The organism is Streptomyces sp. NPDC093544, assembly GCF_040683495.1.
Taxonomy (GTDB): Bacteria; Actinomycetota; Actinomycetes; order Streptomycetales; family Streptomycetaceae; genus Streptomyces.
This window is the reverse complement of the sequence record NZ_JBFBEA010000024.1, coordinates 76,330-88,697: the sequence shown is the minus strand read 5'-3', so window position 1 is coordinate 88,697 and position 12,368 is coordinate 76,330. Positions and strand designations below refer to the sequence as shown.

Genomic DNA, 12,368 nt, shown 5'->3' with positions numbered 1-12,368 from the left:
CGGGGTCAGGCGCGCCGGTAGACGGGCGGGCGCTTCTCGGCGAAGGCCCGGGAGCCCTCCTTGGCGTCGGCGGTGTCGAAGACCGGCCAGCCGCGGGCCAGTTCGGCGGCGAGTCCGTCGGTCTCGGTCATCTCGGCGGTCTCGTACACGGACGCCTTGACGGCCTCGACGGCCAGCGGGCCGCAGTCGTTGATCTGCTCGGCGACCGCGAGGGCCTTGTCGAGGGTGGTCCCGTCGGGGACGACATGCCCGATCAGGCCGATGTCGGCGGCCTCCCGCGCCGTGTACGGGCGGCCTGTGAGCAGCATTTCGAGGGCGTGGGTGCGCGGGATCTGCCGCTGGAGGCGGACGGTCGAGCCGCCGATCGGGAACAGTCCGCGCCGCACTTCGAAGAGCCCGAAGGTCGCGGACCGGCCGGCGACACGGATGTCGGTGCCCTGGAGGATCTCGGTGCCGCCCGCGACGCAGTGCCCTTCGACGGCGGCGATCACCGGCTTGCGTGGACGGTGGTGGCGGAGCATCGCCTTCCAGTGCAGATCCGGGTCCGCCTTGAGCCGGTCCCGATACTCCGAGCCCTCCATGCCTTTTCCGGCCAGTGCCTTGAGATCCATCCCGGCACAGAAGGCACCCCCCGCGCCGGTGAGCACGATCGAGCGGATCGCGTCGTCCTCGTCGGCCTCGATCCAGCCGTCGTACAGACCGACCAGCATCGGCAGTGAGAGCGCGTTCTTGGCCTCGGGCCTGTTGAGCGTGAGCACCAGCGTGGCGCCTTCGCGCTGCACGGTGAGGTGTTCCGTCCCGCCCATGGGGTTCCTCCCGTCTCGGACCGTCCTTGACCGCCTCGGGCCGTCGCGGCCGCCTCGGATCGTCGCGGCCGCGTCGAACCGCGTCGGACCGCGTCGACTGTCTCGGACCGTCTCGGATGCGAGAACAGGTTGCAGTAGGCGTCGAGCCAGTACAAGGGTTTTCTGACAGGTAGTCAGATTACTTCTGCGCGGACCCTTCACACTTGGGTCCGGCTTTGCTCTGATGACCGTCGAGCCGATGGCACCCAGCCGACGGCGTCGCGCCGATGGGCAGCCACGATCGTCCGGGGTCAGGAGGAGCGGTGGAGTACAACCTTGCCGACCTGTTCGAGTCGGTCGTCGACGTGGTCCCTGACCGCGAGGCGCTTGTGTACATCGACCATCCCGGCACGGGCGCCGAACGTCGGCTCACCTACGCACAGTTGGACGCGGCCGCGAACCGTATCGCGCACCACCTGATCGACAGCGACATTTGCCCCGGCGAGCACCTCGGACTGCACCTCTACAACGGCATCGAGTACCTGCAGACCGTACTCGGCTGCCTTAAGGCGCGGGTCGTTCCGGTCAACGTCAACTACCGCTACGTGGAGGAGGAGTTGGTCTACCTCTACCAGGACGCGGATCTGGTGGCCCTGGTCTTCGACGCGGAGTTCACGGAGCGGGTGGCGGCGGCACTGCCACGGGCTTCGGCCCTGCGCCATCTCATCCGGGTGGGAACGTCCGCCTCCGATGCTGTCGCGGTTCCCGCCGTCGACTTCGCCGACGCCGAGACCACCGGATCTCCCGAGCGGGGATTCCCGCCGCGCTCGGCGGACGACCAGTTCATCATCTACACCGGCGGCACGACCGGGATGCCCAAGGGCGTGATGTGGCGTCAGGAGGACTTGTTCTTCTCAGGGTTGGGCGGGGGCGCTCCCACCGGCGAGCCGGTGAAGAGTCCGGAGGAACTGGCCGAGCGCGTCGCGGCCGGAGGCGAGGGCATCACCTTCTTCCCCACTCCCCCGCTGATGCACGGCACTTCGACCCTCACGGCCTTCATCGGCTTCAACTTCGGCCAACGCATCGTGATCCACCGCAAGTTCGTGCCGGAGGAGGTACTGCGGACGATCGAGAAGGAGCAGGTCACCAGTGTGTCGCTGGTCGGCGACGCGATGCTGCGGCCGCTGATCGACGCGCTCAAGGGGCCGTTGAAGGGCACCGACTGCTCCTCCATGTTCAGCGTGTCCTCGTCCGGAGCGATCATGTCGGAGACGGTGCGCGAGCAGTTCCAGGCACTCGTCCCGAACGTGATGCTGCTCAACAACTTCGGCTCGTCGGAGTCCGGCTTCAACGGCACGGCCACGGCGGACTCGGGCCCGGAGCGGGGCTTCCGGGTGCGGGTCAACTCCCGTACGCAGGTGGTCGATCCAGCAACCTGCGAACCGATCGCCGTGGGCGAGCCCGGCCGTATCGCACAGCGCGGTCACGTGCCCCTCGGCTACTACAACGACCCGAAGAAGACCGCCGAGACCTTCTTCCAGAAGAACGGCGAGCGCTGGGTACTCCTCGGCGACATGGCCACCGTCGACGAGGAGGGCATCGTCACCGTCCTCGGCCGCGGCTCCCAGTGCATCAACACCGGTGGCGAGAAGGTCTATCCGGAAGAGGTCGAACAGGCCCTCAAGTCCCATCCCGATGTCTACGACGCCCTCGTCGCCGGGGTGCCCGACGAGAAGTGGGGCAATCACGTGGCAGCGGTGGTCCAGCTCCGCGGCGGCGCGGACCGGCTGTCCCTGGACGACATCCAGACCCACTGCCGCTCCCACCTCGCGGGCTACAAGATCCCGCGTCAGCTCGTCATCACGGAGACCATTCAGCGGTCGCCGAGCGGGAAGGCGGACTATCGGTGGGCTCGGTCGGTGGCGGCGGGGGCGGCTCACTGAGCCAAGGGCTCTTGGTGCACCGCTCACCCGTCCACCTCACCGGCGCGGCACTAGAGTGAAACGCTGGCCTCTCTGCCCGAACAGCCGCCGACGCTGATCAGCGAGATCGACCGCGACACGGCTGTGCGCCGGGTGCAGGAGGGCTACGCCGAAGGGCACCTCTCGCCCGAGGAGATGGACGAACGCCTGCACCAAGTGCTCACCGCCAAGACGCGCGGCGAGCTTGTGTCGGCGCTGGCTTCGCTCCCGGAGAAGCCCGCGGAAAGTCCGGTCACGATCGCCGCCGCCGGCGGACGGATCCAGCGGCGCGGCGGATGGCAGGTACCTCGGAACCTCAAGGTCGAGTCCGCGTTCGGACGAGTGCGCCTGGACCTGTCCCGAGCGGTCATCGAGCATCCGGTGGTCGACATCGAGCTGCAGCTCGGCACCGGCACCGGCACCGGCACCGGCAGGGCCAGGATCACGGTGCCCCGCGACGCGACCGTCGAAGTCGGTGAGCTGCACACCGGGTGGAAGGACTGGCGTTACAAGGTCCCGCGGCGTTCGCGCCCGGGCGGCCCGACGATCCGGATCTCCGGGGCCATGGGGTACGGACGGCTGAAGATCCGCCACGCACGGCGATGATGTTGCCGGGGTGACGTCGCGGGTGTGGGCGACGCGTCATCGGCGCTAGGTGGGCGAGGGCCGGGCAGACCCGGCAGACCCGTGCGGTCACAGAAGCTCAGATCACGGGCCCATGGCGTTCGTCACGCGCAAGGACTCGCGAAAAAGCGTCCGCCGACCACTTGCCTGAGGCCGGACGGCCTGAATTACTGATCCCGAGCAACACGACCGAATGATCGTTCGCCCGATTTGAAGCGGTTGATGAGGGAGAAGTCCCGATGGCGGATTCGATGGACTCCACACGCTCCACGGGCTCGGGGAGCCTGCTCGACGCGGGCGAGCGGCTCGACGCGGAGGGCCTGCGGGTGCTCCAGCTGGAGCGACTGCGGGCATCGCTGCGGTATGCGTACGAGAACGTTCCCTTCTACCGGGAGTCCTTCGACAAGGCAGGCGTACGGCCCGACGACTGCCGCACGCTCGCCGACCTCGCGCGGTTCCCGTTCACCGTGAAGGCGAACCTGCGCGAGAACTACCCGTTCGGGATGTTCGCCGTTCCCAAGGACCGGATCCGGCGCATTCACGCGTCGAGCGGCACCACCGGACGCCCCACGGTCGTCGGCTACACGGAGGGCGATCTCTCCATGTGGGCCGACATGGTGGCCCGTTCGATCCGGGCGGCGGGTGGACGGCCCGGTGACAAGGTGCATGTGGCGTACGGCTATGGGTTGTTCACCGGTGGGCTCGGCGCACACTACGGCGCCGAACGGCTCGGCTGTACGGTCATCCCCGCCTCCGGGGGCATGACGGCACGTCAGGTCCAGCTGATCCAGGACCTGGGGCCCGAGATCATCATGGTGACCCCCTCGTACATGCTGACGCTTCTCGACGAGTTCGAGCGGCAAGGCGTCGACCCGCGGGGGACGTCGCTGCGGGTGGGCATTTTCGGGGCCGAGCCGTGGACGGAGGAGATGCGGCGCGAGATCGAGGAGCGGTTCGCGATCGACGCGGTGGACATCTACGGGCTGTCGGAGGTGATCGGCCCGGGCGTCGCGCAGGAGTGCGTGGAGACCAAGGACGGTCTGCACATCTGGGAGGACCACTTCTTCCCGGAGGTCGTCGACCCGTTCACCGGCGAGGTGCTGCCGGACGGCGAGGAGGGCGAGCTGGTGTTCACCTCGCTCACCAAGGAGGCGATGCCCGTCATCCGTTACCGGACACGGGACTTGACGCGCCTGCTGCCCGGTACGGCGCGTGTCTTCCGCCGGATGGAGAAGATCACGGGCCGCAGCGACGACATGGTGATCCTGCGGGGCGTCAATCTCTTCCCGACGCAGATCGAGGAGATCGTGCTGCGTACGCCAGGAGTCGCACCGCACTTCCAACTCCGCCTCACCCGCGAGGGCCGCCTCGACGCACTCACCGTACGGGCCGAGGCGCGCACCGGCGCAACACCCGAGGTCCGCGAGGCGGCCGCGCACGCCATCGTGGCGGCCGTGAAGGACGGAATCGGGGTGTCGATCGCGGTCGAGATCGTCGAACCGGAGTCGCTGGAACGGTCGGTGGGGAAGATCAAGCGGATCGTCGACCTGCGGGAGAACTAGGGCGAAGCCCGGTTCTTGGAAGTTGGGCTCGGACAGGTGAGTCGCTCTTCGAGTGTGGGAGGTGACCTGTGAGCCTGTGACACGGTGGGTGACCTCTTGCAGCGGAAGTTGAGCGTTCTCACTGAAGGTTGAGTGCTGCCCCGTGCGGGGTGAGCCGAAGCGGGATGGCTGCCGCACGGGCAGGCTTGTTGTCACTTCACGTCGGTGCGTGGCTCGCCCAGGGGCGCGGCTCCAGTCTCGCAACTGGCAGGATGGCGGGTTGAGTTGTGCGGCAGAGAAGGGAATCCCGATGTCCGTTCGCTACCAGCTGGTGATCGACTGCGCCGATCCCGACCGCCAGGCCCACTTCTGGGCTGCCGCACTGGGCTATGAACTCGCGCCGCCCCCATCCGGTTTCACCACATGGGACGACTACTACCGTGACCTGGGGCTGACCGAAGAAGCGTTGACCGGCGGCGCGGACCGGATCAGCGACCCGCAGGGCGGTGGACCGGCCATCTGGTTCCACGTGGTCACGGACGCGAAGGCTGTGAAGAACCGGCTGCACATCGACATCCACGCCAGCGGCGACCGGACAGACCCGATCGAGACGCGGAAAAAGCGAGTGGACGCCGAAGCCGACCGCCTGGCGGGCTTGGGCGCCACCATCACCGTCGTCATGTACGAGGAAGGAATCGACCACTACGCGGTCGGAATGAAGGACCCCGAAGGGAACGAGTTCGACATCAACTGACCAGAGCTCGGTGACAACGTCGCGTCTCAGTGAAGCTTCACCAGTCTCAGCGGAGTGTGACATGAAGTCGAGTCCGTGCGCGTCCTGTACTTCGTCACCGCGCTGCGCACCGGCGTCATCTACGGTTTCGGCACCTCCACCGCAGCTCAGGGCCCCGTGGCAGCGCGAGTGACGTACGGCATGCAGCTCGCGCGAGGCAGCCGACGGAAGTCTGGTTGTAGAGGCGGGTGGGCTTCAGCGGCGGCGCAGGCGTTTGTCGGTGATCGGCGGGGTGGGGTCGATGTAGAAGTCGCCGGGATTCACGTCGACGCCGGGCGGGACGATCTCGTCGATGCGGTCGAGGATGTCGTCGCCGAGTTCTACGTCGGCCGCGGCGAGGAGGTCGGTCAGCTGTTCGGGGCGGCGCGGGCCGATGAGTACCGCGGTGACCGCCGGATGGGCACGGACGAAAGCGGTGGCCAGATGAGGCAGCGGCAGGCCGGCCTCGGCGGCCAGAACGGTCAGTTCGCGCACGGCGTCGGCCTTGGCCCGCACACCCGGCTGGGTGAGATCGAACATCTTCGCCCCCGCGCCGGCGCTGCGGTGCCCGGCGGTGGGATCCGCGCGGCCCGAGAGCCAGCCGGAGTTGAGCGGGCCGAAGGTCAGCACGCCCATGCCGTAGCGCTGGGCAGTGGGCAGCACCCGGCTCTCCACACCGCGCGTGAGGATCGAGTACGGCGGCTGCTCGGTGCGGAAACGGTGGTGGCCGCGGCGCTCGGCCGTCCACTGGGCCTGCACGATCTCCTCGGGGGAGAAGAACGAGCCGCCGATGGCACGGACCTTCCCCGCCCGGACCAGGTCCGACAGGACGCCGAGGGTCTCGTCGATGTCGGTGTGCGGGTCAGGGCGATGCATCTGGTACAGGTCGACGTGGTCGGTGTCCAGGCGGCGCAGGCTGTCCTCCACCGCGCGGCGGATCCAGCGGGCCGAGCCGCCGCCCCGGTTGGGGTCCTCGCCCATCGCCAGCCCGAATTTGGTGGCCAGGACGATGTCGTCGCGGCGGCCCTTCAGCGCCTTGCCGACGATCACCTCCGACTCCCCGCCGGAGTACACGTCGGCGGTGTCGACGAGGTTGATCCCGGCGTCCAGTGCCGTGTGGATCATGCGGACCGACTCGTCGTGGTCGGTGTTGCCCATCGCGCCGAACATCATCGTGCCGAGTGCGTATTCGGTCACCGACATGCCGGTCCCGCCGAGAATCCTGCGCTTCATCAGGGGTACCTCCAGGTGCGTGTTTGGTTGCCTTCCACCAGACGAGCACCGCTCGCGGCCGGGGCGGGAGACCCGCCCTGACCGGGGGTCCGACAAACCCCCTTTGGCGCAGCTGCTCCCCAGGTCACCCGGTCTACGGTGGTGGCATGGCCCAGGAACCGAACAGCGAGCTGCGGGACTTTCTCCGCTCGCGCCGCGCAAACATCACCCCCGAGGAGGCGGGCCTGGCACCCCAGCCCGGCACCCGCCGCGTTCCGGGCCTACGGCGCGAGGAGGTCGCGCAGCTCGCCGGAGTCAGCGTCGACTACTACGTCCGCCTGGAGCGCGGACGCCACCTCAACGTCTCCGCGTCCGTCCTGGACGCGATCGCCCGCGCCCTGCGCCTCAATGATCTGGAGCGCGGCCACCTGTTCCGGATCGCCAAACCGGTCCGCACCCGTCCTCGCCCGCTGCCCCCGCAGCGCGTCCGCCCCGGTCTGCGACTGCTCCTCGACAGCCTCACCGAAGTCCCCGCCCTCGTCTACGGCCGCCGCATGGACGTCCTGGCCGCCAACCACCTCGCCCGCGCCCTGTACACGGACTTCGAGGTCCTGCCCGCCCGCAGCCGCAACATGGCGCGCCTGGTCTTCCTCGACGACCACTTCCGGACCCTGTACACCGATTGGGAAGACGCCGCCCGCGGCATCGTCGCCTCACTCCGCCTGTACTCAGGACGCCACCCGCATGACCCCGCCCTGGCCGAGCTCGTCGGTGAACTCTCCGTCCAGGACGCGGATTTCCGCCACTGGTGGGCCGGCCACGACGTGTTCCGGCGCACCCACGGCACCAAGCGCTTCCACCATCCCGTCGTCGGCGACCTCGTCCTGGGCTACGAGGCCTTCGCCCCCGCCGACGACCCCGAGCAGACCCTGGGCGTCTCCACCGCCGAACCAGGGTCCCCCTCCGCGGAACGCCTGAAGCTGCTGGCCGGCTGGTCCCGGCCCCCGCAGCACCCGGCACCAGCCGCACAACCGGACGTCCCACGGCCCTGAAGCGGCCCGCCGGGTACCGGGCCCAGGATCGCGCCGAGCAGGGCCCGGGTACCGGTCTCGACCAGGCTTATGACCTCCGCAGCCGCCCCACCCACTCCGCCGCCGGCCGTGGGAGAACCCCACCGCCTCCGACCGGCTCACCCCGGCCCGGGTCCCCGCACGAGCTGCCGGACGACCTGGCGCGACAGCTGAAGGTCTGGAGTCCGCCGAGGGTTCAGGAACATCCGCGCTCACCTCGCCTGCCCGACCCGAGTTCTCAGCCGAAGCCCGGATCTCAGGCGAACCGCTCCCGCAACTCCCGCTTGAGGATCTTCCCGCTCGCGTTGCGCGGCAGTTCGTCCACGAACAGCACCCGCTTGGGCGCCTTGAAGTGGGCGAGCTTCTCCCGTGCGTGCGCGACGAGTTCGGCCTCGGTGACGTCACCGCGCGCGACCACGACCGCCGTAACCGCCTCGATCCAGCGCTCGTCCGGGAGGCCGATCACGGCCACCTCGGCGACCCCCTCATGCGTGTACAGCGCGTCCTCGACCTGGCGTGAAGCGATCACCACGCCACCGGAGTTGATGACGTCCTTGACCCGGTCGACGACGGTGAAGTACCCGTGGTCGTCCCGCACCGCGAGGTCCCCGGAGCGGAACCAGCCGTCGCGAAAGGCCTCGGCAGTCTCATCCGGCTTGTCCCAGTACCCCAAACACAACTGCGGTGAGCGGTAGACGACTTCACCCGCTGTCCCGTCGGGGACCTCCTTGCCGTTCTCGTCGACCACCTTCGCGTCGACGAACAGCACCGGGCGTCCGCAGGAGTCCATCCGCCCCTTGTGCTCGTCCGGCGCGAGGACCGTGGCCAGGGGTCCGATCTCGCTCTGGCCGAAACAGTTGTAGAAGGCCAGCTTCGGCAGCCTCTCGCGCAGCCGCTCCAGGACGGGCACCGGCATGATCGAGGCGCCGTAGTACGCCTTGCGCAGTCCGCTCAGGTCGCGGGCCGCGAAGTCGGGACGGTTCGACAGGCCGATCCACACGGTGGGCGGGGCGAACAGGCTGTCCGCGCGGCCGGCCTCGATCAGCTCGAAGATCTGGTCCGCGTCCGGCGCGTCGATGATGACGTTCGTCGCGCCGACCGCGAGGTACGGCAGCAGGAACACGTGCATCTGCGCCGAGTGGTAGAGCGGCAGCGCGTGCACGGGCCGGTCCCCGGGACTCAGATCCAGGGCCGCGATGGCGCTGAGGTACTCGTGGACCAGGGCGCGGTGCGTCATCATCGCACCCTTGGGCAGGGCGGTCGTGCCCGACGTGTAGAGCAACTGCACGAGCGTCTCGGTCCGCGGCGCGGCGCCCTCGTACGCTGGCGCCTCGTCCAGTCGCGCGAGCAGCGAGCCGTCCGCGTCCCGCAGCGGCAACGTACGTACCGCGTCCGGGAGTCGGCCGGCGAGGTCCGGATCGGCCAGGACCAGGGAGCTGCCGGACTGCCCGACGATGTACGCGAGGTCGTCGCCGGTCAGGTTCTGGTTGACCGGCACGTGGACGAGTCCCGCGCGGGCGCAGGCGAGGAAGCCGATCAGATATGCGTCCGAGTTGTGGCCGTAGGCGCCGACGCGGTCGCCGGGGGCGAGCCCCTGCTCCAGCAGCACACTCGCCGCGCGGGACACGGCGTCGTCGAGTTCCGCGTACGTCCAGGAGCGCTCGCGGTACTCGACCGCGACGCGAGCCGGGACACGCCGGGCGCTGCCCTTCAGCACTCCGTCAACCGTGCTGCCGTGTTCAGGCGTCATGACACATGATCCTCGTTCCATCGTGTCAAGGAGGTCAAGCCGGGCGCACGGCGGGACGGGAACGGACCCCCCTGGTCACTCCGGCCGGCACATACCCGTAGGTAGGCTCAACCGCCCCTTCCCTCAACGATGTTGGGAGGCATTATGCGCACCCGCCTGAGACGGTTCGCGATCACCGCCGTCACCCTGCTCACGGCCGCGGCTTCACTGCCCTCGGCCGCGGCACAGCAACAAGGGAATCAGCAGCACCCCTCGCACGGCGGCCTGTCGGCCGTGATCCGCTACACCGAGTACGGCATTCCGCACATCGTCGCGAAGGACTACGCGAACCTCGGTTTCGGCACCGGCTGGGCGCAGGCCGCCGACCAGGTGTGCACGCTCGCCGACGGCTTCCTGACCTTACGTGGTGAGCGTTCCCGCTTCTTCGGCCCCGACGGAGCGCCGGACGGCTCGCTGTCCTCCGCGACCAGCAACCTCTCCAGCGACCTGTACTTCCATGGCGTGCGCGATGCGGGCACGGTGGAGAAGCTGCTCTCCGAGCCCGCGCCGCAGGGGCCCGGCCGCGAGGTCAAGGATCTGATGCGCGGCTGGGCGGCCGGCTACAACGCCTGGCTCGCCCAGAACCGGATCACCGACCCGGCGTGCGGCGGCGCCGCCTGGGTCCGGCCGGTGACCACCCTGGACGTGGCCTCACGCAGCTTCGCGCTGGCCGTGCTCGGCGGCGAGGGCCGCGGGGTGAACGGCATCACGGCCGCTCAGCCGCCGACGACTACGTCCTCCGTCGCCGCCGCACCCGACGCGAAGAGCACAGCCCTCGCCGCGCAGGAACTCTTCGACACCGCCGACATGGGGTCCAACGCGGTCGCCTTCAGCGGTGCCACCACGGCGAACGGCCGCGGTCTGCTGCTCGGCAACCCGCACTATCCCTGGCAGGGTGGCCGCCGCTTCTGGCAGATGCAGCAGACGATCCCCGGCGAGCTGAATGTCATGGGCGGTGCGCTGCTCGGTTCGGCGACGGTGTCCATCGGGCACAACGCGAAGGTGGCATGGAGCCACACGGTCGCGACGGGTACCACGCTCAACCTCCATCAGCTGACGCTGGATCCGGCCGACCCGACCTCGTATCTGGTGGACGGCAAGGCGGAGCGGATGACGAAGCGGACCGTCACCGTCGACGTGAAGGACGGCGCGCCGGTGACGCGGACCCAGTGGTGGACCCGGTACGGACCGGTCATCACCTCACTCGGCGCTCAACTGCCGCTCCCCTGGACGTCCACCACCGCCTACGCGGTGAACGACCCGAACGCGGCGAACCTCCGCGCCTCCGACACCGGGCTCGCATTCAGCAAGTCCCGCAACACGGCCGACGTTCTCACTTCCCTCAAGCGCACTCAGGGGCTGCCCTGGGTGAACACGGTCGCCGCCGACTCGGCCGGCCACTCACTGTTCACGCAGTCCCAGGTACTCCCGCGCATCACCGACGAGTTGGCGCAGCGCTGCTCGACGGCGCTCGGCAAGGTCACCTATCCGTCGAGCGGCCTGGCTGTCCTCGACGGCTCGCGCGGCGACTGCGCACTCGGCAGCGACCCCGACGCCGTACAGCCCGGGATCTTCGGGCCCGCGAAGATGCCGGTACTCAAGGACGCTCCGTACGCGGAGAACTCCAACGACAGCGCCTGGCTCGCCAATGCCGACCAGCCGTTGACCGGATACGAGCGGGTCTTCGGGTCGCTCGGCACGCAGCGCTCGATGCGTACGCGCGGGGCGGTCGAGGACGTGGCGACGCTGGCCGAGAAGGGCCGGCTGACCGTACGGGATCTCCAGGCACAGCAGTTCGCCAACCGGGTACCGGCCGGTGATCTCATCGCCCAGGACGCGGCACGGGCGTGTGCCGGGCTACCGGGTGGCACTGCAACGGGCAGTAACGGGACGGCAGTTGATGTGAGCGAGGCCTGTGGTGTGCTCAAGTCATGGGACCGCACCATGAACACCGACAGCCGGGGCGCGCTCCTCTTCGACCGGTTCTGGCGGAAGCTGACGGCCACTGTCCCGGCCGCGCAGCTCTGGAAGGTCCCGTTCTCGGCAGCGGACCCGGTCCGCACCCCGAACACGCTCAACACCGACGCACCCGGCCTCGCCACGGCTCTCGCCGACACGGTCACCGAGTTGCGTACGGCGGGCACCGTGCTCGACGCCCGGCTCGGCGCCAACCAGTACGTCGTACGGGGCGACAAGCGCATCCCGGTCCCGGGCGGCACGGAGTCGCTCGGTGTGTGGAACAAGGTCGAAGGGGTGTGGAACCCGACGGCCGGCGCCTACACGGAGGTCACCACCGGGTCGAGCTACATCCAGGCCGTCGGCTGGGACGGCAGTCAATGCCCCGTCGCCCGTACGTTGCTGACGTACTCCCAGTCCTCGAACCCGAACTCGGCGCACTACAGCGACCAGACGCGGCTGTTCTCGGGCGAGCGGTGGGTGACGTCCCGGTTCTGCGAGAAGGACATCCTGTCCTCGCCCGGGCTGAGGGTGGTCCGGGTGAACGAACACCGCTAGAGGACCTGCCGGCGAACGAACACCGCCGGCGACCTCGGTGTAGTCCCGCCGCCACACCGCCAACGACCGATGGTGCGGTTCCGCCGCCACACCGCCAGTA

The 12,368-nt window shown here is 69.1% G+C and carries 9 protein-coding genes; 6 read left to right on the top strand and 3 right to left on the bottom strand.

Annotation, left to right across the window (positions count from 1 at the left end; all coding sequences use genetic code 11):
- Window positions 1-5: 5 nt before the first annotated feature.
- Window positions 6-806, bottom strand: coding sequence for a crotonase/enoyl-CoA hydratase family protein (locus AB0N66_RS31925; RefSeq protein WP_365441553.1), 801 nt, complete (start codon window positions 804-806; stop codon window positions 6-8).
- A 302-nt stretch (window positions 807-1,108) separates the two neighbouring features.
- Between AB0N66_RS31925 and AB0N66_RS31920 the strand changes: the two genes are divergently transcribed.
- The 4 genes from AB0N66_RS31920 (at window position 1,109) to AB0N66_RS31905 (ending at window position 5,665) form a co-directional block, all read left to right on the top strand.
- The gene (locus AB0N66_RS31920; protein WP_365441551.1) at window positions 1,109-2,728 is read left to right on the top strand and encodes an acyl-CoA synthetase; all 1,620 of its coding nucleotides are present in this window, start codon (window positions 1,109-1,111) and stop codon (window positions 2,726-2,728) included.
- Between the two features lie 63 nt (window positions 2,729-2,791).
- Window positions 2,792-3,352 (top strand): DUF1707 domain-containing protein, encoded by a 561-nt coding sequence (locus AB0N66_RS31915; RefSeq protein ID WP_365441640.1) that lies wholly within the window; start codon window positions 2,792-2,794, stop codon window positions 3,350-3,352.
- Between the two features lie 257 nt (window positions 3,353-3,609).
- Window positions 3,610-4,932, top strand: coding sequence for a phenylacetate--CoA ligase PaaK (paaK, locus tag AB0N66_RS31910; RefSeq protein WP_365441549.1), 1,323 nt, complete (start codon window positions 3,610-3,612; stop codon window positions 4,930-4,932).
- Window positions 4,933-5,221: 289 nt separating this feature from the next.
- On the top strand, window positions 5,222-5,665 hold the full coding sequence (locus tag AB0N66_RS31905; protein ID WP_365441547.1) for a VOC family protein: 444 nt from the start codon (window positions 5,222-5,224) through the stop codon (window positions 5,663-5,665).
- A gap of 234 nt (window positions 5,666-5,899) precedes the next feature.
- Here the strand turns inward: AB0N66_RS31905 and AB0N66_RS31900 are convergent, their stop codons facing one another.
- On the bottom strand, window positions 5,900-6,916 hold the full coding sequence (locus tag AB0N66_RS31900) for an aldo/keto reductase (protein ID WP_365441545.1): 1,017 nt from the start codon (window positions 6,914-6,916) through the stop codon (window positions 5,900-5,902).
- 146 nt (window positions 6,917-7,062) lie between these two features.
- Between AB0N66_RS31900 and AB0N66_RS31895 the strand changes: the two genes are divergently transcribed.
- Complete coding sequence (locus AB0N66_RS31895) at window positions 7,063-7,947, top strand: helix-turn-helix transcriptional regulator (RefSeq protein ID WP_365441543.1); 885 nt, start codon at window positions 7,063-7,065, stop codon at window positions 7,945-7,947.
- Window positions 7,948-8,221: 274 nt separating this feature from the next.
- Here the strand turns inward: AB0N66_RS31895 and AB0N66_RS31890 are convergent, their stop codons facing one another.
- Window positions 8,222-9,715, bottom strand: coding sequence for an acyl-CoA synthetase (locus tag AB0N66_RS31890; protein WP_365441542.1), 1,494 nt, complete (start codon window positions 9,713-9,715; stop codon window positions 8,222-8,224).
- Between the two features lie 144 nt (window positions 9,716-9,859).
- Here AB0N66_RS31890 and AB0N66_RS31885 point away from each other — a divergent pair, with 144 nt between their 5' ends.
- Entirely contained in the window at window positions 9,860-12,268 is a 2,409-nt protein-coding gene (locus AB0N66_RS31885; protein ID WP_365441540.1) for an acylase, read from the top strand.
- Window positions 12,269-12,368: the final 100 nt, after the last annotated feature.

Coding starts and splice junctions, on each gene's coding strand:
- AB0N66_RS31925 (WP_365441553.1), bottom strand. CDS start 806: ATGGGCGGGACGGAACACCTCACCGTGCAGCGCGAAGGCGCCACGCTG.
- paaK (WP_365441549.1), top strand. CDS start 3,610: ATGGCGGATTCGATGGACTCCACACGCTCCACGGGCTCGGGGAGCCTG.
- AB0N66_RS31905 (WP_365441547.1), top strand. CDS start 5,222: ATGTCCGTTCGCTACCAGCTGGTGATCGACTGCGCCGATCCCGACCGC.
- AB0N66_RS31900 (WP_365441545.1), bottom strand. CDS start 6,916: ATGAAGCGCAGGATTCTCGGCGGGACCGGCATGTCGGTGACCGAATAC.
- AB0N66_RS31895 (WP_365441543.1), top strand. CDS start 7,063: ATGGCCCAGGAACCGAACAGCGAGCTGCGGGACTTTCTCCGCTCGCGC.
- AB0N66_RS31890 (WP_365441542.1), bottom strand. CDS start 9,715: ATGACGCCTGAACACGGCAGCACGGTTGACGGAGTGCTGAAGGGCAGC.
- AB0N66_RS31885 (WP_365441540.1), top strand. CDS start 9,860: ATGCGCACCCGCCTGAGACGGTTCGCGATCACCGCCGTCACCCTGCTC.